Annotated in this window: 23 protein-coding genes, 1 pseudogene and 1 other annotated feature; of the genes and pseudogenes, 7 read left to right on the forward strand and 17 right to left on the reverse strand. The window is 41.9% G+C overall.

Annotation, left to right across the window (positions count from 1 at the left end):
• Positions 1 to 69: 69 nt before the first annotated feature.
• Both rplL and rplJ read right to left on the reverse strand, forming a co-directional pair.
• Positions 70 to 438, reverse strand: a complete 369-nt coding sequence (rplL, locus tag A3GS_RS0110340) for a 50S ribosomal protein L7/L12 (RefSeq protein WP_018365316.1) — start codon at positions 436 to 438, stop codon at positions 70 to 72.
• 71 nt (positions 439 to 509) lie between these two features.
• Positions 510 to 1,013, reverse strand: a complete 504-nt coding sequence (gene rplJ / locus A3GS_RS0110345; protein ID WP_018365317.1) for a 50S ribosomal protein L10 — start codon at positions 1,011 to 1,013, stop codon at positions 510 to 512.
• 28 nt (positions 1,014 to 1,041) lie between these two features.
• Positions 1,042 to 1,176: a sequence feature (ribosomal protein L10 leader region), on the reverse strand.
• A 335-nt stretch (positions 1,177 to 1,511) separates the two neighbouring features.
• Here rplJ and A3GS_RS0110350 point away from each other — a divergent pair.
• Positions 1,512 to 3,623 carry an AAA family ATPase gene (locus A3GS_RS0110350; RefSeq protein WP_018365318.1) on the forward strand — a complete coding sequence of 704 codons (2,112 nt, stop codon included), beginning with the start codon at positions 1,512 to 1,514 and terminating at the stop codon, positions 3,621 to 3,623.
• 650 nt (positions 3,624 to 4,273) lie between these two features.
• On the opposite strand, the pseudogene A3GS_RS12550 reads toward A3GS_RS0110350, so the two are convergent.
• From A3GS_RS12550 to A3GS_RS0110400, 10 genes and pseudogenes are all read right to left on the reverse strand, one after another.
• Positions 4,274 to 4,402: pseudogene (locus A3GS_RS12550) on the reverse strand (IS200/IS605 family transposase); the annotation flags it as partial.
• Between the two features lie 171 nt (positions 4,403 to 4,573).
• Positions 4,574 to 5,521 carry a homocysteine S-methyltransferase gene (gene mmuM / locus A3GS_RS0110360; RefSeq protein ID WP_018365320.1) on the reverse strand — a complete coding sequence of 316 codons (948 nt, stop codon included), beginning with the start codon at positions 5,519 to 5,521 and terminating at the stop codon, positions 4,574 to 4,576.
• Positions 5,522 to 5,530: 9 nt separating this feature from the next.
• A complete protein-coding gene (locus A3GS_RS0110365; RefSeq protein ID WP_018365321.1) occupies positions 5,531 to 6,907 on the reverse strand; it encodes an amino acid permease in 1,377 nt (458 codons plus the stop codon).
• Positions 6,908 to 7,116: 209 nt separating this feature from the next.
• Complete coding sequence (gene yihA / locus A3GS_RS0110370; protein WP_018365322.1) at positions 7,117 to 7,713, reverse strand: ribosome biogenesis GTP-binding protein YihA/YsxC; 597 nt, start codon at positions 7,711 to 7,713, stop codon at positions 7,117 to 7,119.
• Positions 7,714 to 7,725: 12 nt separating this feature from the next.
• Positions 7,726 to 8,955, reverse strand: coding sequence for an ATP-dependent Clp protease ATP-binding subunit ClpX (gene clpX / locus A3GS_RS0110375; RefSeq protein WP_018365323.1), 1,230 nt, complete (start codon positions 8,953 to 8,955; stop codon positions 7,726 to 7,728).
• A gap of 29 nt (positions 8,956 to 8,984) precedes the next feature.
• On the reverse strand, positions 8,985 to 9,155 hold the full coding sequence (locus A3GS_RS12825; protein ID WP_018365324.1) for a hypothetical protein: 171 nt from the start codon (positions 9,153 to 9,155) through the stop codon (positions 8,985 to 8,987).
• Between the two features lie 21 nt (positions 9,156 to 9,176).
• On the reverse strand, positions 9,177 to 9,677 hold the full coding sequence (locus A3GS_RS0110385; RefSeq protein ID WP_040807890.1) for a dihydrofolate reductase: 501 nt from the start codon (positions 9,675 to 9,677) through the stop codon (positions 9,177 to 9,179).
• A 72-nt stretch (positions 9,678 to 9,749) separates the two neighbouring features.
• Positions 9,750 to 10,544, reverse strand: coding sequence for a nicotinamide riboside transporter PnuC (gene pnuC / locus A3GS_RS0110390; RefSeq protein WP_026216375.1), 795 nt, complete (start codon positions 10,542 to 10,544; stop codon positions 9,750 to 9,752).
• Positions 10,545 to 10,635: 91 nt separating this feature from the next.
• Positions 10,636 to 11,475 carry a thymidylate synthase gene (locus A3GS_RS0110395; protein WP_018365327.1) on the reverse strand — a complete coding sequence of 280 codons (840 nt, stop codon included), beginning with the start codon at positions 11,473 to 11,475 and terminating at the stop codon, positions 10,636 to 10,638.
• Between the two features lie 2 nt (positions 11,476 to 11,477).
• A complete protein-coding gene (locus A3GS_RS0110400) occupies positions 11,478 to 11,879 on the reverse strand; it encodes a hypothetical protein (RefSeq protein WP_018365328.1) in 402 nt (133 codons plus the stop codon).
• 333 nt (positions 11,880 to 12,212) lie between these two features.
• Here A3GS_RS0110400 and A3GS_RS0110405 point away from each other — a divergent pair, with 333 nt between their 5' ends.
• From A3GS_RS0110405 to trhA, 5 genes are all read left to right on the forward strand, one after another.
• Positions 12,213 to 13,385, forward strand: a complete 1,173-nt coding sequence (locus tag A3GS_RS0110405) for a hydroxymethylglutaryl-CoA synthase (protein WP_018365329.1) — start codon at positions 12,213 to 12,215, stop codon at positions 13,383 to 13,385.
• A complete protein-coding gene (locus A3GS_RS0110410; protein ID WP_018365330.1) occupies positions 13,366 to 14,655 on the forward strand; it encodes a hydroxymethylglutaryl-CoA reductase, degradative in 1,290 nt (429 codons plus the stop codon). Before A3GS_RS0110405 ends, A3GS_RS0110410 begins: the two co-directional genes overlap by 20 nt.
• A 53-nt stretch (positions 14,656 to 14,708) precedes the next feature.
• Complete coding sequence (gene pip, locus A3GS_RS0110415; RefSeq protein WP_018365331.1) at positions 14,709 to 15,653, forward strand: prolyl aminopeptidase; 945 nt, start codon at positions 14,709 to 14,711, stop codon at positions 15,651 to 15,653.
• Between the two features lie 98 nt (positions 15,654 to 15,751).
• Positions 15,752 to 16,225, forward strand: a complete 474-nt coding sequence (locus A3GS_RS0110420; protein ID WP_018365332.1) for a DUF1836 domain-containing protein — start codon at positions 15,752 to 15,754, stop codon at positions 16,223 to 16,225.
• Positions 16,206 to 16,850, forward strand: coding sequence for a PAQR family membrane homeostasis protein TrhA (gene trhA, locus A3GS_RS0110425; protein ID WP_018365333.1), 645 nt, complete (start codon positions 16,206 to 16,208; stop codon positions 16,848 to 16,850). The genes A3GS_RS0110420 and trhA overlap by 20 nt, the downstream gene beginning before the upstream one ends.
• A gap of 24 nt (positions 16,851 to 16,874) precedes the next feature.
• Here trhA and fni read toward each other — a convergent pair whose 3' ends face one another.
• The 5 genes from fni to mvk are packed head-to-tail and all read right to left on the reverse strand — an operon-like array spanning position 16,875 to position 21,206.
• Positions 16,875 to 17,879, reverse strand: coding sequence for a type 2 isopentenyl-diphosphate Delta-isomerase (gene fni / locus A3GS_RS0110430; RefSeq protein WP_018365334.1), 1,005 nt, complete (start codon positions 17,877 to 17,879; stop codon positions 16,875 to 16,877).
• A complete protein-coding gene (locus A3GS_RS0110435; RefSeq protein ID WP_205617711.1) occupies positions 17,866 to 18,411 on the reverse strand; it encodes a GNAT family N-acetyltransferase in 546 nt (181 codons plus the stop codon). The genes fni and A3GS_RS0110435 overlap by 14 nt, the downstream gene beginning before the upstream one ends.
• A gap of 2 nt (positions 18,412 to 18,413) precedes the next feature.
• A complete protein-coding gene (locus A3GS_RS0110440; RefSeq protein ID WP_018365336.1) occupies positions 18,414 to 19,409 on the reverse strand; it encodes a phosphomevalonate kinase in 996 nt (331 codons plus the stop codon).
• Positions 19,402 to 20,346 (reverse strand): diphosphomevalonate decarboxylase, encoded by a 945-nt coding sequence (gene mvaD, locus A3GS_RS0110445; protein ID WP_018365337.1) that lies wholly within the window; start codon positions 20,344 to 20,346, stop codon positions 19,402 to 19,404. The genes A3GS_RS0110440 and mvaD overlap by 8 nt, the downstream gene beginning before the upstream one ends.
• Positions 20,328 to 21,206 carry a mevalonate kinase gene (mvk, locus tag A3GS_RS0110450; RefSeq protein WP_026216377.1) on the reverse strand — a complete coding sequence of 293 codons (879 nt, stop codon included), beginning with the start codon at positions 21,204 to 21,206 and terminating at the stop codon, positions 20,328 to 20,330. Before mvk ends, mvaD begins: the two co-directional genes overlap by 19 nt.
• 231 nt (positions 21,207 to 21,437) lie before the next feature.
• Here mvk and A3GS_RS0110455 point away from each other — a divergent pair.
• Positions 21,438 to 21,627 (forward strand): helix-turn-helix domain-containing protein (locus A3GS_RS0110455; protein WP_018365339.1); only part of this gene is annotated, 190 nt, incomplete at its 3' end.

Genomic DNA, 21,627 nt, shown 5'->3' on the forward strand with positions numbered 1-21,627 from the left:
TAGATATAAGTCAACCCACTACAGTTGACAAAGAGCCCATATTTTTAGGCTGCTTGAGTAGTCACTCTATTATTTAAGAGTAACTGAAGCTCCAGCTTCTTCAAGTTTAGCTTTGATTTCTTCAGCTTCTGCAGTTGCAACGCCTTCTTTAACGTTTGCAGGTGCGCCATCAACAAGAGCTTTAGCTTCTTTAAGGCCGAGACCTGTAACTTCACGTACAGCTTTGATAACAGCAACTTTCTTGTCGCCTGCAGCTGTCAATTCAACATCAAATGAATCTTTAGCAGCAGCGTCATCAGCACCACCAGCAGCAGCAACTGCAACTGGAGCAGCAGCTGTTACGCCAAATTCTTCTTCGATAGCTTTTACAAGGTCGTTCAATTCAAGGATTGAAGCTTCTTTAATTTCAGCAATAATGTTTTCAATGTTCAATGCCATTGTGATTTCCTCCAAATAATGTTTTTTAAATAAATGTGATTTGTAGCCTTAAGCCGCTACAGGCTGACGCATTAAGCAGCGCCTTCTTCTTTGCTTTCTGCAACAGCTTTGACAGCATATGCAACGTTGCGAACTGGTGCTTGAAGTACTGAAAGGAGCATAGAAAGCATACCTTCGCGGTTTGGCAAGCTTGCAAGTGCGTTGATTTCTTCTTTTGTAGAAACAGCGCCTTCGATTGCACCACCTTTGATTTCAAGAGCATCAGCTTCTTTTGCAAAGTCGCTAAGGACTTTTGCGGGTGCGATAACATCTTCGTTAGAAAATGCCACTGCAGATGGTCCAACAAAAAGATCTTTCATTCCTTCAAGACCAGCTTGTTCAGCTGCACGAGTCAAGATTGAGTTTTTGATAACTTTGAACTCAACGCCAGATTCACGAAGTGAACGACGAAGACGAGTATCTTGCTCAACTGTAAGACCACGTGAATCAACAACGACGATAGATGCGGCTTCTTTCATTTTAGCAGCAACCACTTCGACTTGTTCAGCTTTTTTAGCAATAATTGCTTCACTCATTAGTTTTACCTCCGTTTTTATTTTTGGGCTAGGTACAAAAAAATCGCACCTAAACCTAGACACGAAAGTACAATACGTTATTTCAATAATTACGTTTTGTGCCTCGGCAGGAATATTATGAGCACTGCTCCCCTGCTGTCTTAGGTCAGTTTTTTTCAAAACCTTACTTAGTATATCTTAGTTTATCTCTTATGTCAATAGTTTCTTTAAATTTTCGTCCCTAACAATCTCTACATTTAATTTCCTGCTTTAGTATTTGTTTGATGAATAATTTCACAACTTATCGCAATAGAATCATATTTTTATATTATTTCTTCGTTTTCTATATTGACTTTTTCTGACTAAAGTTGTATGATAGTACCAGAAGGTGGTTGAGGAAGAACCGACAAAATCACTCTAAATATGACCTCTCTACTTACTATGTATAGACTAGAGCGATTACCCTTCATTTCATAGAATAGTATTATTCTAAACATTACTTAAGCGAGGTACATTATTATGGCTAACAATTTTTATGGAAGAGATCCTTTTGGAAACATGGATGACATTTTCAACCAACTCATGGGAAACATGGGAGGTTACAATTCTGAAAACAAACGTTATTTGATTAATGGACGTGAAGTAACACCTGAAGAGTTCGCACAATACCGTCAAACAGGTCAATTACCTGGAAATGCTCAAGCACAGCAAGCATCTGCCGCTGCAGCTCCTAAAGAAGACAGTATTCTAGCTAAGCTCGGTACAAATTTAACTGAACAAGCACGTCAAAATGAACTTGACCCAGTCATTGGACGAAACAAAGAAATCCAAGAGACTGCTGAAATCTTATCACGTCGCACTAAGAATAATCCTGTCCTTGTCGGTGATGCCGGGGTCGGTAAAACAGCCGTTGTTGAAGGGTTAGCCCAAGCTATTGTCAATGGTGATGTTCCTGCAACTATCAAGAATAAAGAAATTATCTCTATTGATATTTCTGGACTTGAGGCAGGTACGCAATACCGTGGTAGCTTTGAAGAAAATATTCAAAACTTGGTCAAAGAAGTTAAGGACGCTGGCAACATCATCCTCTTCTTCGATGAAATCCATCAAATTCTGGGTGCTGGCTCAACTGGTGGCGACTCTGGTTCCAAAGGCTTGGCTGACATTCTTAAACCTGCCCTTTCACGTGGTGAATTGACTGTGATTGGTGCGACTACACAAGACGAATATCGCAACACCATTTTGAAAAACGCTGCTCTGGCACGTCGTTTCAACGAAGTTAAGGTTAATGCCCCATCTGCACAAGACAGCTTTAATATCCTCATGGGCATCCGCGACTTGTATGAAAAGCACCACAACGTCATTTTGCCTGATGATGTCTTGAAAGCAGCTGTAGATTTCTCTATTCAATACATTCCACAACGTAGCTTGCCAGACAAAGCCATTGACTTAGTTGACATGACTGCTGCTCACTTGGCTGCACAAAATAAAGTTACTGACATCAAGACTCTAGAAAAAGAAATTGCTGACCAAAAAGCTAAACAAGAAGCTGCTGCCGCTAAGGAAGATTATGAAGCAGCTCTTAAAGCTAAAGTTAAGATTGAAGAATTGCAAAAACAAATTGACAATCATACTGAGGGGCAAAAAGTAACTGCTACTGTAAACGACGTGGCGGAATCCGTTGAACGTTTAACTGGTGTGCCTGTTTCCAACATGGGCGCCAGCGACATTGAACGACTAAAAGAAATGGCTAGTCGCCTCAAAGGCAAAGTTATCGGTCAAAATGAAGCTGTTGAAGCTGTGTCACGCGCCATCCGTCGTAACCGTGCTGGTTTTGATGAAGGTAACCGCCCAATCGGTAGCTTCCTCTTTGTTGGTCCTACTGGTGTTGGTAAAACTGAATTGGCTAAGCAACTAGCACTTGATATGTTTGGTTCAAAAGATTCTATCATTCGTCTGGATATGTCAGAATACAGTGATCGCACAGCTGTTTCTAAATTGATTGGTACCACTGCTGGTTATGTTGGTTATGACGATAATAATAACACTCTAACAGAACGTGTTCGCCGCAACCCTTACTCTATCGTACTCTTGGACGAAATCGAAAAAGCTGATCCTCAAGTCATCACACTTCTACTTCAAGTCTTGGATGACGGTCGTTTGACGGATGGACAAGGTAACACCATCAACTTCAAGAATACAGTCATCATCGCAACCTCAAACGCTGGTTTTGGTAACGAAGCTTTGACTGGCCAAGATGACAAAGATATGAAGATTATGGATCGTATCGCGCCATATTTCCGTCCTGAATTTCTCAACCGCTTCAACGGTGTTATTGAATTCTCTCATTTGACTAAGGAAGATCTCAACGAAATCGTTGACCTGATGTTGGATGAAGTTAATAAGACTATCGCTAAGAAAGGCATTGATCTTGAAGTGACTGACGCTGCTAAAGCTCACTTGATTGAACTCGGCTACGATGAAGCCATGGGTGTTCGTCCACTCCGCCGTGTCATTGAACAAGAAATTCGTGATAAAATCACCGACTTCTATCTTGATCACACAGATGTGAAACATTTACTAGCTGATGTCAAGGATGATGTGATGGAGATCACTGAAAAAACAGCCTAATCTTAAGCAAGCCTGATTCTCAACTGAGAGTCAGGCTTTTTTGCTATAATGGGTTTATGGAATTCACATTATACGATTTATACCAAAAAATGCTAACACAAATGGAACCAATACATTGGTGGCCAGCCGATACCAAGCAGCAAATCCTGATAGAGGCCATCCTTATCTAAAATACTACCAAAGTCAACGCTACATGCGCCTCACAACTCATCCGAGAAGTGACAGCTTATGATCCAAAAATCTTGTTGCACTTGACAACCAAGCCATACAAGAGCTGATACGACCCGCAGGTTTTGTGACTAATAAAAGCAAGGCTCTACAGACCATTGGTCGGTGGTATCTGGAGCATGGGAAAATGCTAGCGCTTAGGTGTGACAGGACTAACAGACTATAAGAAGAGTCTAGCCAAAGACCTGCACCGTCTGCCAGAGCCCTTCACCTACCAAGATACTCAAGAATTTCATGGGCTGATTGATGAATTTGTCATGTAGTACTTTAAGGTTTGAGGAGAGTCTTCTGGCGAGTGACCGCTTGCGTTTAGAAGGAGACGATACGTTATGACCATTAATCTTGGGAATACTTTTATACCCTACACGACTGCGGTGGTGCGCAATCACCTGACTTATGATAATGTTTAGCACCCATTAATATAGATGACGGAAAATATTAATTAAGTCCTGTCTAATTTTGTAGTAAATAGATTTTCTGCGATACTTAGGGGTGAAAACTACAGGATAGAGCCCAGCCGTATGCGATAAACTGTAACTGGTTTTAGCCACTTCTTTTTCCTCCTTGATCTAACCTGAACAATTAGATTATGTCAGGAAAAAGAAATGGAAGCCAAAAGACTTGTCAGCCACCATCTATTCTGGTAGTTTTTTCTCTACGTGAAAAACCAGCTCGAAGCCATAATATTAAAACCAGCCTCACCAGGCCGGTTTATAATTTTCTTAGCCGCGGATGGCTTTTGCAAGGTAGGCGATATCTTCTGGGCTTGTTCGGCAGCAACCACCAACAACTTTAGCCCCTGATTGATGCCAAAGCAGAGCATTTTCTAGCAGCGTATGGGAGTTATCAGGTACGGATTTCCATGTTTGTGTTGCACCATCGTAAATTTCACCAGAATTTGGATAGGTTACCAAAGGCTTATCTGTCACTTGACGAATACGCTTGAGTAACCCATCAAAAACCCTTGGTGCACTGCAATTGATACCCAAAGCTAACACCTGTTGGCTGGCATCACATAAAGCAGCTACTTCTTCTATGCTAGTTCCGTCTGAAATATGGGCGTTGTCCTGCGCAGTAAAGGATATGTAAGCTTCCACCTGAGAAAATTCAGTTGCCAACAAGTCAATCAAAGCTTTAGCTTCATTGACATTTGGAATGGTTTCGATGCCCAGCAAGTCACTGCCTGCATCCAGCAGAGTCTGGATGCGGGGACGATGAAAGTTTTTATAGTCCTCTTGACCCAAGTCGTAAGCGCCTGTGTATTCAGATCCATCAGCCAAATAGGCTGCATAAGGACCAACATCTCCAGAAATCAGCGGATAAGGTCGCTTATTTTTATCGGCGTCAGCTAATTCAGTCCAAACCTTGTCACGGGCAGCTTTTGCCAAGTCCACTGTCAAAGTAATGGTGTCCAGTGCAACTTTTTCCGAAAGGCCAAAATCTTCCAAGCCCTGAACAGTTGCCTGATAGCTAGAAGTCGTCAAAATATCAGCACCGGCCTGTAGGTAAGTTTCGTGCAAATCCTGAATAACTTGAGGATTTTCCAGCAGATATTTAGCCGACCAGAGCTTACCTGACACATCATAGCCACGCTTTTCCAGCTCAGTCCCCAAGGCACCATCCAAAATAATATAGTCTTGACCTTCTAATAAGTCCTTAAATTTTCCCATAAGATCCTCCTACCACTTTTTGAAACGAAGATAGTGGTAAACGTAACACAAAATCATGAAAGGTACACCAAAGTAAAGTCCAGCCCTCTGCGATGGATCCCAAGCAATACCGACTATGGAGATTAATAGCAAAACAATGGTAAACCAAGGAAGAATCGGTGAAAATGGCGCTTTATAGTCTAGTTCATCTACCGTATGATTTTTCAGGAATTCCTTGCGGAAACTAATTTGAGCCAGCGGAATAGCCAGCCAGGCAATAACTACCGCAAATCCTGCAATAGAGACCAGTGCAAGGAAGATAGTGTCCGCTGCGTAAATACTTGCTACCAAAGCAATGACAACACCAACCATGGACAAAAGCATAGCACGCATTGGGACACCATGCTTATTAATTTTAACTAGATTTTTACTAATCATGCCTTCATTGGCTAAAGACCATAGCATGCGGCTTGAAGCATAAAGACCTGAGTTTGAAGCTGATAAAATTGCTGTTAAAATGACAAAGTTCATGATATCTGCCGCAAAAGGAATACCAATTTTATCCAAAACCGTAACGAAAGGCGCTTCAGTCACTCCCGCATCTTTCATGGGTAGAAGCGATGCTAAGACAACCATGGTCAAAACAAAGAAAGCAACTAGCAGACCAATGGTAGATTTGATAGCTTGAGGCACAGCCTCCTTAGGATTATCAGTCTCACCAGCTGCAATCCCAATCATCTCAACACCTGAAAAGGCATAGTTGACAGCCAACATAACAGACACTAGTCCGACCAGCCCTTTGGGCAGCAGGCCATTGGCAGTTATATTGGAAAATAGCGGAGCTGCATGGCTGCCTTCAAAAGGCAAGATGCCAAAAATGGCTAGTAAACCAAGAACGATAAAGACGATGATGGCATAGAATTTGATACTTGAAAAATAATTTTCTGCTGTTGCGAACCAGCCCACACTGAGTGTGTTGAGCCCAAAGACAATCAAGGCAAAGATGGTCGCGAAAATCCAAATAGGCACCCCTGGGAACCAACGCTGCATGAGCTGCGCTGCTCCGATAAATTGCGAAGCCAGCGCCACCACCCAGCATAGCCAGTATATCCATGCTACCATGAATCCCGTTCCCGGACTAATGAACTTGGTTGCGTAGGTGTGAAAAGAGCCTGTCACAGGCATGGCAACTGACAATTCACCCAGTGAGAACATAACCAAGTAAACCATGACACCGCCAAATAAGTAAGAAAAAATAGCTCCAAACGGCCCTGCTTGTGCAATAGTGTAGCCAGAGCTAAGGAAAAGTCCTGTTCCAATAACACCACCGATTGACAACATCTGCAGATGACGGCTGTTCATCTGACGATTAAACTGTCCCTCATTTTCAAAATTATGATTATCCATAAAACCTCCAAAAGCTGATTTATCATCCAAGAAAATCAAATGTGATAGAACAAAAAAACTGAACTCCCATTGATTTTAGAAAAATAAATTGATGCTCAAATCATATTAGGATTATCATACCATATTTAACCGAATTTAGGTAATAGCTATTTTCTATCAAGTCATTAGTTTCAAACTATAAGAAAAGCAGCTAGAGACTTTCTAACTGCCTATAATTCTTCTAAAATGGTATCCCATGATTCATCAATTCCTATTTGATCAACCGATGAAAAGATAATGAAATGGTCTGTCTTTTCAAAATTAAGTTTTTTCTTGATAGCTGATTCATGCTTATTCCACTTGCCACGCGGAACCTTATCAGCCTTGGTTGCCACCACGATTACTGGAATCTCATAATATTTTAGAAATTCATACATTTGAACATCATCAGCGCTAGGGTCGTGGCGAAAATCAACCAAGCTTACCACCACGCGCAAATTGTCACGACTGGTTAAGTATTCCTCAATCATTTTGCCCCACTTAGCGCGTTCAGATTTAGATACCCTAGCATAGCCATAACCAGGCACATCAACAAAACGCAGCTTATCATCAATATTATAAAAATTGAGTAACTGTGTTTTCCCAGGCTTACTGGATGTACGAGCCAGATTTTTTCGACCCAAGAGGGTATTGATGAAACTCGACTTGCCAACATTTGAACGGCCAGCAAGAGCAACTTCGGGCAATTCATCTTGAGGATAGTGAGATTTATTAGCCGCACTGAGTAGAATAGAGGCATTATGAGTGTTTAAATATTCTTCTGCCATAGACTCCCCCCTTTAAGCAATCTCCAAAATTGGCTTATCCTTGCCTTCAACCGCCTCTTTAGTGATACGAACCTTGGTTACATCTTCCTGACTAGGAATTTCAAACATGATATCCATCATGGTTTCTTCAATGATGGAGCGAAGACCGCGGGCCCCTGTTTTGCGTTCAATGGCTTTTTGTGCGATAGCTTCAAGAGCTTCTCTATCAAATTCTAATTCTACACCGTCATAGGACATGAGAGTTTGATATTGTTTGACCAAAGCATTCTTTGGCTCTGTCAAAATGTGAATTAAGTCATCAACAGTTAATTGCTCCAGTGCAGCCACCACTGGTAAACGTCCAATGAATTCAGGAATAAGCCCAAATTTTTGAATATCTTCTGAAATGATTTCTTGCATGTAAGACGCATTTTCATCAATTTTCTTATTATTTTTACCAAAACCGATGACTTTTTCACCCAGACGCTGTTTGACAATTTCTTCGATACCATCAAAAGCACCGCCCACGATGAAAAGAATATTCTTGGTATTGATTTGAATCATCTCTTGATTAGGGTGCTTACGTCCACCTTGTGGCGGCACGCTGGCAATGGTTCCTTCAATGATTTTCAAAAGCGCTTGTTGCACCCCTTCACCAGACACATCACGTGTGATAGAGACATTTTCACCTTTCTTGGCAATTTTATCAATTTCATCAACGTAAATAATGCCGCGCTCAGCACGCTCAATATTAAAATCAGCTGCCTGAATCAGCTTAAGTAGAATATTTTCAACGTCTTCACCAACATACCCCGCTTCTGTCAAAGAAGTAGCGTCAGCAATGGCAAAAGGCACATTGAGACTCTTAGCCAAGGTTTGAGCTAGGAAAGTCTTACCTGAACCAGTCGGACCAATCATAAGGATATTGGACTTTTGAAGTTCGACATCTTCTTCCTCTCTGCTTTCTGTATAGCTGATGCGTTTGTAGTGATTGTAGACAGCTACGGCAAGAGCACGTTTAGCTTTGTCCTGCCCAACAACATATTCATTAAGGTCAGCTAGGAGCTCTTTAGGTTTTGGTACCTCAGACAAGTCTGCCAAGACTTCCTCTGCTAATTCCTCGCGAATAATTTCTTGTGACAGAGCCACACACTCATTACAGATATAAACGCCATTTCCTGCAATGATTTTTTTGACTTCATCTTGACTTTTTCCACAAAATGAACAATAAACTTTAACATCATTAGTCCGATTTCCAGCCATGATTCCTCTTTCTTAATCGTTTCTATTTTTTAAAATAATGTACCATAGAAGGCATGAATGGTATTGACGAGATTAGTAAAGGCATTCAACAAAAAGAGTGCTCCCAATCCATAACGTTTTTTGCGAAAAGCTGGCAGAGCACAAAGAACGCAAATAGCAGCTAAAAATGCTGTCAAAACTCCAAAAATACTTCTCTGCATATATTGGTCACAATCCTTTTCTTATTTTTCCAAGACCGTCACGGTAAAATCATAAGCATTATCATCGTCTTTTTCAAAAAAGATTTGCGATACTTCCTTAAACCCAGTCAAATCAATCTCAGGAAAATAAGTATCGCCTGAAAAAGTACCATGGACAGAGGTTTTAATGATAGCATCATATGTCCCAGAAAAAGCCTGGTAAATGCTGGCTCCGCCTACGATGTAAAGATCCTTGTCTTGGTTTTCAAACCATGCCAATGCATCAGCTAGGCTATTAACCACCGTGACACCATCAGCCTTAAAATTTTCATCTCGAGTCAAGATCAAGGTTTCCCTACCTGGAAGAATGCGGCGATTCATACCATCGAAAGTCACACGCCCCATGAGCAAGGCCTGACCCATGGTCGTTTCCTTAAAATGCTTTAATTCTTTGGGGAGGCACCAAGGCAGACCGCCATTAACACCAATCAGATGGTTGTCATCCTCCGCCCAAATCGCAATAATTTTCTTTGTTTGCTTCATTTCTACCATACCCAAATCATTCTACCAAATTTCATAAAAAAATGCATTTGAAAAATTTCAAACGCAATTTTTTTATAAGGTTTTGGCTACAAAGATATACCAATGGCTTAATTTTAAGTCTTTTTCCCATTTTACCCAGCCAACTATACTGTTAATCATATAGATAATATACATGAGCATAACATGTGGCTCTGCCCCCCACCACAGGAAGATACTGAGCACATTGGTCGCTATCCAGAAAAGCCATTGCTCACTGTACATCCCTGTCTGTAAAAATTGACCACTCCAGTTGGTACCGTCCGTAGAACTATCCCAAAATGGTCTGTGAGAACCAATTGACTTGTAAATAAAACCAAAAAGGAGCCAAACGACAATGGTAATACCGAATGATTTCATCCAACCTAGTGGCGTTAACTTACGAGATTTGACATCTTTAACCTGAGCTTGCTTTTCTTGCCCTTCTCTATGACCAATCAACCAATAGTAGGCACCGACAAATTGCATAACCGTGAAAAAGAGTGTGGTCAGAACTTCTCCATAATACATATTTTCAAAGCTTAAATAGAGGTAAAGCATCTCATGGATAAAGCCGATAAAATAATTACTAATGCGTCCCTCGGCCACAAAGATGACACATAAAATACCAGTCAATGCTGCTGCAAAGCCAGCTAGGTCACGTGTCCCACCGATAAATTCAAGCAACATCGTCGGCAAACAAAGTGCTAGCAAGTAGAGCCACTGTCCCAACGTTCGGTGACAAAACAAGTCATCCCATAACCCTCTTAATATTCCTAAAAAACCTAGTCGCCTAGCTTCTAGCGTTAGCCATTTTAAATTATCCCAAATATTAATAGCTTTTCTAGTCATTGCATCTATCCTCCTGCAAATAATAGTTTCATTATACACTATACATTACAGGTGTCAAGACACCTTTTTCAAAAAGTGCTCCCCACTCTTCCTAGATGGCTAAATCAAATTTCAGTTGGGGTCTTACCGGGTCATAATCCTGCAGGTCAAAATCTTCTGGTTTAATATCAAAGAAGTTTGTTCCATCAGGAACATTTAAGACTAGGCGTGGCTGGCAGTCTGTCGGCTCACGGCGGAGCAGTTCTTCTGCATTGTCAAATTGATTGTCATAAATATGCAGGTTATTGACGAAGTAGAAAAATTTTCCAACCTTCCAGCCGAAATGTTTGGCAATCATCATTTGAAGAGCCACATATTGCATGGCATTGATGTGATGGGCTACTAGCATATCGTTAGAACGCTGTGTCAGCGTGGCATCCAGATAAATATCCCCGTCCACACGACGCACATCAAACATGGTCTGAAAGGCACACGGCAAAAGCCCTGCTGATTCTTCAAAAGCCTCGTAATCCCACAGTGAAATGACATTGCGACGATTCCATGGATTATCAGCCAGCTGTTTGAGGATCTTGTTGATGATATCGTGCTTTTTAACCACAGCACCGTAACGCTGGCCAATAGTACGACTTCCATCTACTTCCCACTCATTCCAATAATGTACATTGTACTTGTCTTCAAGAATATCAAGGCTATTAGATTGATCTTGATAAATCCAGAGGACTTCCTTAATGGCTGACTTGATGGCAATAGGACGCAAGGTTGTGATAGGAAACTCTCCCTTGCTCAAATCGTACTCTGCAAAAGAGCCTGTAATGTATTTCGAATTAGCTGTTGTCCCGTCTTTGTACTTGGGACGTGCTTGCTCAGACCAGACGCCCTCATTCAGAATTTTTGAAATATTGTCTTTAAAAATAGTATCTGCTTTTGTCATATCTATCCCTCGTAAAATTGATAAGAACCAAATGTTTGATTAGTCACACCTTCTAGCAAATGATGGAGAACTTTTACTTTTGCCAAATCGCCATCAGCCTCGGTCGCAAAATCATTTTCATCATCCCAATTAAAAGAATAAGCAATGCAGCTACCATAGGTATTAGGAAATTCAGCAGTCACTTTCCAATCAAGTAGCCCAAGGGTCTCCAAGTCCTTTTTCAGCTGATCCATGCGGCTGCGACGAATGATATTACTAAGTCGCTCTTCAATCAAACGACCTTTTTTATCACAATGTTCAATCATATAAGACCGATCTGAAAAGTCAATGGTTACATCATAGATAGTATCATCTGATGACAAGGCCGTAAAATGCAAAAAATCTAGATCATCATAAGTTTTCATCAAATAGTCCAATCTTTCTAAAAGTCACAGAATATTGTACCGAAAAATAAGGAAAAAAGCGAAAGAAAAGACGTTTTCCAAACAGGAATTGCCCCTAGTTTTTTGACTCCTGCAGGTTTGCAACAGGAATTTTTCTCGCAGGTTTCACCTCCTGCAGACTTGCAAGTAATAAGAAAAATCACCGATTGCTTACAGAATGTTACATCTTGTCATTATTATTCTAGTTTACTTTGATACTTAAAGTGATCACGTTTTTTGCACTTGTTTTTGATGACTTTATGGTAAAATAGAGGTTAGCATAATTCACATTTTAATGAAAAGAAAGGTTTACTCATGAAAATCGGTATTGATAAGATGGGGTTCGCGACGTCTCAATATGTACTTCAGATGAATGATTTGGCACAGAGGCGCGGAGTAGATCCTGACAAATTTAGCAAAGGATTGCTCTTAAATGCTCTTAGCATTGCACCCATCACTGATGATATTATTACACTAGGGGCTTCTGCTGCTGATAGTGTTTTGACAGAAGAAGATAGGGCAGCCATTGACATGGTTATTGTGGCAACTGAATCATCTATTGACCAAAGTAAGGCTGCAGCGGTTTACGTTCATAACCTACTAGGTATTCAGCCTTTTGCACGTAGTGTTGAGATGAAAGAAGCTTGTTACAGTGCCACTGCTGCTTTGGATTACGCACGTTTGCACATCGAAAAACATCCTCAGTCGAAAGTTCTTGTTATTGCAGCTGATATTGCTAAGTACGGTATTGGCACACCAGGTGAGTCAACTCAGGGAGCCGGTAGTATCGCCATGCTTATCTCGGCAGAGCCACATATTTTAGAGTTAAATGACAATACGCTGGCGCAGACCCGTGATATCATGGATTTCTGGCGTCCCAACTATTCAACCACGCCTTTTGTTAATGGTATGTACTCAACCAAACAATACTTGGATATGCTAAAAACAACTTGGACAGAGTATCAAAAGCGTTTTGGAACATCACTGGCTGATTTTTCAGCTTTTTGCTTTCACCTACCATTTCCAAAACTAGCCTTAAAAGGGTTCAATAAAATTATGGACAAGTCCTTGCCTACCGATCTGCAGGAAAAACTCAAAGAAAACTTTGACAAGTCTATCCTCTATAGTCAACAGATCGGAAACATCTATACTGGCTCACTCTTTTTGGGACTTTTATCTCTTCTGGAAAATAGTCAAAACCTAGTAGCAGGTGATAAAATTGCTTTCTTCAGCTATGGGAGCGGTGCGGTTGCTGAAATCTTCACAGGAAAACTGGTGAACGGATTCCGTGACTATTTGCAGCCTAGCCGTCTAGAAGCATTAAAAGAACGTACTGTCCTTTCTGTTGCAGACTACGAAAAGCTTTTCTTTGAAGAAGCAGAACTTGATGAAAAGGGTAATGCTACTTTTACAGACTACAAAACTGGTCCATTTGCCTTGAAAGAAATCTGCGACCACCAACGTATTTATGGTAAATCAAATGACTAAACTCAATTGGGCAGGATTTTCCAAGAAAAGTCCTGAGGAACGTATTGCTTTTTTAGAAAACCATCAACTGCTAAATCCTGAGGAGCAAGAAGCTTTGGCTCAACACCAGGTGCTCTCACTTGAGATAGCCAATCAGATGGCAGAAAACGTTATCGGTACCCACTCTTTGCCTCTGGCCTTGGTACCTGATTTTCTTATTGATGGTAAAAATTATCAAGTGACTTTTGTTACCGAAGAACCTTCTGTAGTTGCTGCGGCTAGCTTTGCAGCTAAAATCATCAAACGTTCTGGCGGTTTTCAGACACGAGTTCATGACCGTAAGATGATTGGGCAGGTTGCTCTCTTTGATGTTCCTGATAAAGAACAGGCGGTACAAAATATCCTTCAAAAATCAGCTTCTCTATTGTCCTTGGCTAATGAGGCCCACCCTTCTATCGTCAAACGCGGCGGTGGAGCACGTGAGGTCAAGGCGGAGATAAAAGACAATTTTATCATCGTCTATCTGACCGTTGATACTCAGGAAGCTATGGGAGCTAACATGGTTAATACCATGATGGAGGCCTTAGCACCTACTTTGGAGGAAGTGTCTGGCGGACAGAGTCTAATGGCTATTCTTTCTAATTATGCAACGGAAAGTTTGGTGACAGCTGAATGTGCTGTTGATTTGCGCTTTCTCAGCCGCAAGCAGGAAGAAGCACACTACCTTGCTCGCAAGATGGAGTTGGCCAGTCAATTGGCACAAATTGATCCTTACCGCGCCAGTACACACAACAAGGGAATTTTCAATGGTATTGATGCTCTAGTCATGGCTACAGGAAATGATTGGCGGGCCATTGAAGCTGGCTGTCATGCTTACGCTTGCCAAGACGGGCAATATCGCGGTCTGTCAACCTGGACCTTTGACGAGGCTGAACACTGCCTTAGAGGCTCGTTAACGCTGCCTATGCCCATCGCTACTAAAGGCGGATCCATTGGGCTTAATCCAACTGTTCAGATTGCTCATGATCTTCTTGGTCACCCATCTGCACGAGAGCTAGCTTCTATCATCACATCTGTCGGTTTGGCACAGAACTTTGCGGCACTCAAGGCGCTGACATCGACCGGTATTCAGGCGGGACACATGAAACTGCAGGCTAAATCGCTAGCGCTGTTGGCTGGTGCTAGAGAAACTGAGCTTGGTCAGCTTGTTCCACAATTACTTCATGCTAAGCATCTCAATCTGGAAACAGCGCAAGCAATTTTACAAGACTTAAGAAATCATAAGAACTAGGCAGTATACCTAGTTCTTATGCTATAACAAAATAGAGATGGTAAGGAGAAAATATGACTTTGAAAACACTTTTTCCTGAAATAGAACCTTTTCAGACAGAACTTTTGGCTGTTGATAGCCTTCATGAGATTTACGTGGAGCAATCTGGCAATCCTAATGGTGCTCCTGTCATCTTTGTTCATGGAGGCCCAGGATGTGGTTGTGGTGATTGGGCACGACGATTTTTAGATCCTGACTTTTATCGGATTATCTGTATTGACCAGAGGGGCTGTGGTCGTAGTAAGCCTTTTTTGGAACTACGCCAAAATACTACTCAGGATTTGGCTGCCGATATGGAAAAGGTTCGCAAGCATCTTGATATTGACCAATGGTTAGTTCACGGTGGTTCTTGGGGAACAACGCTGGCGCTCTATTATGCCGAAAATTATCATGACAGCGTTGTTGGACTAATTCTAAGAGGTATTTTCCTTGGCCGCAAGGAAGACATGGACTGGCTTTATCAAGGTGGCGCTGGGCAGTTTTTCCCTGAAGCCTATGCCAAATTCACCAGTTTTTTAACAGCCGATGAACAAAAAAACAATGTTGCCAGCTACCACCGCTATTTAAACGATCCAGATATGACTGTAAGACGCAAATATGGCAAGGCCTTCGCTGATTTTGAAAATACTGTCATCAACTTAGCTGATAAAGAGCTTCCAACTGACATTACAGACGAGGACATTGCCATGGCAATTATGGAAACTCACTACTTTGTCAATAACTGTTTTCTGCCGACTAACGATTACCTGCTGGACAAAGCTAAGAAAATCAAGGACATCCCAACTATAATCATCCATGGTCGATATGATGTTGACTGCCGTCCTCTTGGTGCCCAGCAACTTTTTGACAAACTAGAAAATGCGAGTCTCACCTTCCCTATCGCTGGTCATTCTGGTTTTGAGCCAGAAATCACCCATGCCTTGATTGAAGCACAAGAAAAATTTAAATCATTATTTTAGGCAAACCTTCCTTCGTGGAGGTTTTTTCTTGCATTATTTTTTGATAATGTTATAATCTAGTTATAAATACTAGATAAAAGGAAGTTAAAAACCATAAAATGAGAACATATCCAAAATGGGCTGAGCTTCCCGAGATTGATTTGTACTTGGATCAGGTCTTGCTTTATGTCAATCAGGTGACCAGATCTGCTATTTTCCAAAACGATAAAGGACTAACAGCCTCTATGATTAATAATTACGTCAAGCACGGTCACGTCGATAAGCCCGTCAAGAAGAAATACAGCCGCAAGCAGGTAGCGCGCCTAATTGTCATCACAGCACTAAAAAATGTTTTTTCTATTCAGGAAATCAGTCAGACGCTAGAAATTCTGACTGCTGATAATCATTCACAGCAAGCTTATGATGGCTTCGTGGCCTGCATGAATGATAAGAATACGGAAAATTTACCTCAAGTGGTTATTTCAGCCTGTCAGACACTAAAATTGTATGAGAAAACCCATGAACTTGTTTTAGAATTAAAAGGAGGAACATCTGATGACCGCAAGCCAATCCATGAAAATGAAGTTAAGTAAACGACTATCTTTCGGAGAAGAAGTAGCTAACAGCGTTACACATGCTGTTGGTGCTGCTGCTATGCTGGTGCTGCTGCCAATCACAGCAATTTACAGCTATCAGTCCTTTGGCATCAAGGCTGCCATCGGTATGTCAGTATTCGTCATCAGCCTCTTTCTCATGTTTCTGTCCTCGACCATTTACCATTCTATGCAATATGATTCGCCGCAAAAATACGTGCTGCGCATTATTGATCATAGTATGATTTACATTGCCATAGCAGGCTCCTACACACCAGTTGCCCTCTCTTTAGTCGGTGGCTGGCTTGGTTATCTGATTATCATTTTACAGTGGGGAACGACTATTTTCGGGATTCTATACAAGATTTTTGCCAAAAAGATCAATGATAAATTCAGTCTTTTCCTCTACCTGCTCATGGGCTGGCTGGTGATTTTCATCATTCCTGCTATCGTGACTAAGACTGGTTTTGCATTCTGGATTCTCATGGTAGCAGGGGGGCTATCTTACACCATCGGCGCTATCTTCTATTCCCGCAAACGCCCTTACGACCACATGATTTGGCATCTCTTCATCCTACTAGCTTCCTGCTTACAGTACATTGCCATTGTTTATTATATGCTTTAACAAAAAATGAGTGAAACAAAAGTTTCACTCATTTTTCAATAGCTGCGCTTCCTTCGTATGTCCATAAAGTATATAATCTACCGATTTTAGCTCTTCAATTGTTCTGCAGTTTAAAGCGCACATAATCAGGCGTAAATCCTCTTTCCAACCGTTGACAATGGCAATAACTTTTTCAAGTGGATAGCGTTCAACCAATTCTAAAATAGTCCGTGACAAGCCAACAGCTTTAGCTCCCAGAACCAGACACTTTATCATATCTAGTGGATTTCTGACACCGCCTGAAGCTAGTATTTCCACTTCGTCCATCATTACTTGGGAGTTTATTAGGGCTTGCAAAGTCGTCTGTCCCCATTCGTTGAGGTAGTCACGATTACCACCCCGTTGATTTTCAATATAGGCAAAGCTAGTGCCGCCTCGTCCTGAGATATCAAAAGTCTTGATGCCTAAGTCATAGGCCGTTTGAATCGTTTTGACATCCATGCCAAAACCAACTTCCTTGAGAATGACAGGAACAGAAATCTGACTGGCATAGTCAGCCAAATTGGACTTCCATCTGCAAAATTCCCGCTCACCTTCTGGCATGAGAAGCTCCTGCATAAGATTGACATGAAGTTGGAGGAAAATAGGTTTCATCTGCGCCACGGTCTGTTGTCCGAGCTGAACCGGTTTATCAAGGCCGATGTTGGTAGCCAGCAGCAAATCAGGAAAGTCTCCCCGTGTCGGATAGGAATTGTCATTTTCATTTTGCAACGCAGCACTGTAAGAGCCCGTCACCATGACCAATCCCGTTTCCTGTGCAACCTGCGCCAGCTTGCGATTGACAGCTCTGCTTTTTTCCGATCCACCAGTCATGGCATTGATATAAAAGGGAAAATCAAAGTCGCGCCCAGCAAAATGTGTACTCAAATCAATATCAGCCAAATCGTAGTCAGGCAGCGAATGCTGAATCAACTCCATATCGTCGAAGCTGTTATAAGGCGCCTCGTATTTGAGGGCGTACCTGATATGGTCATCTTTACGGTTGGTCATGGGGTACCTCAATCCAAAAACGTTTCATATTTGAGCCATCTGACTCATCGTGATAGGTATTTTCATAAACACCGCCATTGGCTAAAATGGTCTTTTCAGAGCCAATATTACTTTCCTCGCAGGTGACAAGTACTCTATCAATGCCAAGCTTGCTAGCTTCTATCAAAGCCAGACGCAGCTGTTCTTTGCCATATCCTTTATGACGTTCACTCGGGGCGATGGAGTAGCCAATATGGCCCATAACATTAAAAACGTGTGGCAAATCTAAATTATGACGAATATTGCAAATACCAATCATCTTGGCATCGGATTCACGGATACAGATGAAGGCACTAGCTGGAATTCGATTGGAAGGTAAATTCTGTCCTGCCTTGTTTACTGCGACATAATTAAGCCAATCTGTCAAATCATCAAAATATATTAGTCCTGCATTGCCATGCATATGCTCACCAGATACTTCAAATTCTTTTTTATAATCTGTAAGCTGCTCCAAATAAGCACTTGATGGCTCGACAAGTTTTAAGTTCTCCATAATCACCACTTCTCCTCGTATAGTATGTCAATACCAGCTTGGCACCAACGTTTCTTCAAAATCTTGCTGTCGTCCTCATCAAACGATAGAGCAATACCGCAGTCACCGCCACCTGATCCTGACGACTTAGCAATGACATCAAGTCCTTGGCTAGCAGCTTTCAAGTCTAGCAAGGTCTCATTGTAAATGGCAGGATTAAGTCCGACCAACAAATCAGAAACCTTCTCCAGTTCTATCTTGATAGTTTCTTTATCTCCTATTTCAAGGGCTGACTTAATAGCTAGAACACTGGCTTGCGTAGCTCGCAAAAATATCTCATCAATAGATGATTTGACCAAGTTAATCATATCTTTTGAGATAGAGGGCTGTCTAGTCCAGCCAACCAAAAAATCACAAGGCAAGCCCGACTTGATAACCTCAATCTTATAACCCCAATTTTTCTCTAAAACAGTCTGCAAGTCCTTATCTTCAATCCAACCACGTACTCGCGAGCGGTCAAAGGCTGTGAAGAACACCAAATCATCATAGGCAATACAGGCAATATCACCCATAGAACCATTATCTCCTCGTTTGATAAGGGTATAAGAAGCAAGTTTGAAAAGGCTATCTGCCGATAAAGGCAATTCATAAAAGGCCGCCAAAGCCTTCAAAACCAAGACTGTCACACTACCGCTAGAGCCAATTCCAAACTTAATGCCGTCTCGTTCCATCTTGCCAGTGATGGACAAGGAAAAAGGGGGCAGCTCTTCCAGAGATTTACCCATATAATCTGCTAGCACAGCAATGCTTTCTTGAATGAGGGCATAGTTGCTGTCGGATTGCATTCCGACTGAGTAGTTAAACATGTCTGAGAAAAGCTGGATGTGGGGCGCAGGCTCTACCTCCGCAGTCATATAGATGGGAATGTTCTTGATAATGGCTGACTGTCCTGGCTCAAGCACCGCATATTCGCCAGCAACATAAAGTTTGCCACCCGTCTGTACCTGTATCTTAGTCATCTGGATCTTCCTTTGTACGTGACGCAATAACACGGAAATCTTTCTCAAAGACCTTGGTCAATCGTTCTAAATCTTCCTCACGGCAGAGTACTTTTACATTTGGTCCAGCATCCATGGTGAAATAGCAGAACTCCCCTTGGGCACGAAGCTCCTTAACAGTATCCATGGCTCTATACGACTCCTCGGTCAGATAAGAAAATGGCGGATTAGCTGCCTTGGTTGTGGCATGCATAGCCAGTGCATTACGCTCAGTCAGCTCTCCAACCTTCTCAAAATCATTGGCTTTGAGATAGGATAACATGTCCACATAGTCCTGCTCTGACTGCTTAACCCAATCATCAAAAATGACAGAAGTCTCAGAGCAAAGTTTCATGCCATCACGGCTGGAGATAGGTTTTTTGGCATCACTGAGAACCAGCATAATCATAGCCAGCTTCAAATCCGTTTCGACCTTGTAAACTTGACCTGTATCCTTATCCCAAGCTGCAAGTGGTCCAAAGAAAGAACGCGATGAAGATCCAGAAGCAAACTTAGCTTTCTGCGCCAGTTCGGTCTGACTAAGACCTGTTTCAAATAGTTTATTGCAGGCTTTAACCAGAGCTGACAGGCCGCTGGAACTTGACGACAGACCGGCAGCTGTCGGCATGTTATTAGATGTTTCAATCTTAACAAAGACAGGCTGGTCTTGTCTATATTGATCAACGATGGCCGTCATCTTAGCATGCTCTTTTTCGTCTTGCAAAATGCCATTAATATAAAATTCGTCTTGTGTTGCTGATGCTGGCAGAAAGGACACCGTTGTCTCCGTGAACAAATTTTCCAACGTCAGCGAGATGCTACTGGTTGACGGAATCATCTTGACAGTATCTTTTTTACCCCAATACTTGATGATGGCGATGTTGGCGTAGGATTTGACACTTACAGCTTTTGAATCCATGTTTGACTGGCTCCTTCTTCCTCTAATTTTCCTGAAATGATTTGCGCTTGCTCTTGATTTTGCGCTAATGCGATGATGCAGCCACCTAGACCGCCACCGCTCATCTTAGCACCCAGAGCGCCCGCTTCCAGCGCGACCTGCACCAAATGGTCAGACTCTTCCACGCTAACGCCGATTTTTTGTAACATGGCATGCGCTGCTGTCATGGCTTGCCCCACACTAAGTAAGTCTTTATCTTTAATAGCTTGCTCCACTTGATCAGCTAGCAATCCTAGCTGCGCTAAATAAGGCAAATTAGCCTCTTCTGCGGCAGCAACTTTATCAACCGCTTCGCGGGTGTTCCCATGGACACCTGTATCAGCAATAATCAAGTAAGCATTCAAGGACAAATCTAACTGTTCAAAACCAATATTTCGAATGAACTTGATGGCCTGGTCACTAAGACAAGTCTTAGCATCCAAACCACTGGGATTAGTATGAGCAATAATCTCAGCCTGATTGACCAAAATTTCAAGCGTTTCCTTATCTAGTGGCTGCTCAAAATAATCAAAGACCGCTCGAATGGCTGCAATAGAAACTGCAGCTGACGACCCCATGCCCCGTTGCAGTGGCACTTCTGACTTGATATCATAAGTAATAGTCGCTGCAGTCTTTCCCAACTCTTTGAGAGCCGCATAAATGGCCGTAGACAAAGTATCCTCAAAATCAAAAGTAATTCTCTGGTCAGCAGGACGTATGTGACACTCCACCTCGATCGTTTTCAGAGGAATAGCAATGGCTGGATAGCCATAAACCACTGAATGCTCACCCATTAAAATAATCTTACCATGCGCCTTTCCGACGCCCATTTTCTTTGTCAATTTATCGTAAATCCTTTTATTGTCCTTACTATTTTATCATCTCTGCACAAAAAAAGCGACTTTCAACTAAAATCGCTTCTTCTTCATCCGACCAAACTCTCTAAACAAGATAGCTCATTAAAAAATTGTCTACCAAAATTTTTTCCCGCGTTGTAAAATGAAGTGCAACAAAAAAGACATGTTTGTCTGATATACTAGAATTCCCCAACTCAGTATAGAAAGCAGATGAACATGTCCACTAATCATTCTACCAAAAAATCGTTATATTCACACCTTTCAGCCTCTGAACGCGGAGAAATCAGCGCCTATCTCAAGATGGGCAAGAACCCCTCTGAGATTGCTCGTCTGCTTGGGCGTCATCGCTCAACCATCAGTCGTGAAATCAAACGAGGAAGTGTTTCTCAGGTTCAAGATAAGAACG

Origin of the sequence: Streptococcus caballi DSM 19004, assembly GCF_000379985.1 — a bacterium.
GTDB lineage: Bacteria > Bacillota > Bacilli > Lactobacillales > Streptococcaceae > Streptococcus > Streptococcus caballi.

Bases quoted from the DNA above. Each gene is read 5' to 3' on its own strand.
- A3GS_RS0110410 (WP_018365330.1), top strand. From the start codon at position 13,366: ATGGTAAATCAAATGACTAAACTCAATTGGGCAGGATTTTCCAAGAAA.
- pnuC (WP_026216375.1), bottom strand. From the start codon at position 10,544: ATGACTAGAAAAGCTATTAATATTTGGGATAATTTAAAATGGCTAACG.
- fni (WP_018365334.1), bottom strand. From the start codon at position 17,879: ATGACCAACCGTAAAGATGACCATATCAGGTACGCCCTCAAATACGAG.
- A3GS_RS0110420 (WP_018365332.1), top strand. From the start codon at position 15,752: ATGAGAACATATCCAAAATGGGCTGAGCTTCCCGAGATTGATTTGTAC.
- pip (WP_018365331.1), top strand. From the start codon at position 14,709: ATGACTTTGAAAACACTTTTTCCTGAAATAGAACCTTTTCAGACAGAA.
- clpX (WP_018365323.1), bottom strand. From the start codon at position 8,955: ATGGCTGGAAATCGGACTAATGATGTTAAAGTTTATTGTTCATTTTGT.
- A3GS_RS0110395 (WP_018365327.1), bottom strand. From the start codon at position 11,475: ATGACAAAAGCAGATACTATTTTTAAAGACAATATTTCAAAAATTCTG.
- trhA (WP_018365333.1), top strand. From the start codon at position 16,206: ATGAAAATGAAGTTAAGTAAACGACTATCTTTCGGAGAAGAAGTAGCT.
- A3GS_RS0110405 (WP_018365329.1), top strand. From the start codon at position 12,213: ATGAAAATCGGTATTGATAAGATGGGGTTCGCGACGTCTCAATATGTA.
- A3GS_RS0110350 (WP_018365318.1), top strand. From the start codon at position 1,512: ATGGCTAACAATTTTTATGGAAGAGATCCTTTTGGAAACATGGATGAC.
- A3GS_RS12825 (WP_018365324.1), bottom strand. From the start codon at position 9,155: ATGCAGAGAAGTATTTTTGGAGTTTTGACAGCATTTTTAGCTGCTATT.
- mvaD (WP_018365337.1), bottom strand. From the start codon at position 20,346: ATGGATTCAAAAGCTGTAAGTGTCAAATCCTACGCCAACATCGCCATC.
- yihA (WP_018365322.1), bottom strand. From the start codon at position 7,713: ATGGCAGAAGAATATTTAAACACTCATAATGCCTCTATTCTACTCAGT.
- rplL (WP_018365316.1), bottom strand. From the start codon at position 438: ATGGCATTGAACATTGAAAACATTATTGCTGAAATTAAAGAAGCTTCA.
- A3GS_RS0110400 (WP_018365328.1), bottom strand. From the start codon at position 11,879: ATGAAAACTTATGATGATCTAGATTTTTTGCATTTTACGGCCTTGTCA.
- mmuM (WP_018365320.1), bottom strand. From the start codon at position 5,521: ATGGGAAAATTTAAGGACTTATTAGAAGGTCAAGACTATATTATTTTG.
- A3GS_RS0110435 (WP_205617711.1), bottom strand. From the start codon at position 18,411: ATGGAGAACTTAAAACTTGTCGAGCCATCAAGTGCTTATTTGGAGCAG.
- A3GS_RS0110365 (WP_018365321.1), bottom strand. From the start codon at position 6,907: ATGGATAATCATAATTTTGAAAATGAGGGACAGTTTAATCGTCAGATG.
- A3GS_RS0110385 (WP_040807890.1), bottom strand. From the start codon at position 9,677: ATGAAGCAAACAAAGAAAATTATTGCGATTTGGGCGGAGGATGACAAC.
- rplJ (WP_018365317.1), bottom strand. From the start codon at position 1,013: ATGAGTGAAGCAATTATTGCTAAAAAAGCTGAACAAGTCGAAGTGGTT.
- A3GS_RS0110440 (WP_018365336.1), bottom strand. From the start codon at position 19,409: ATGACTAAGATACAGGTACAGACGGGTGGCAAACTTTATGTTGCTGGC.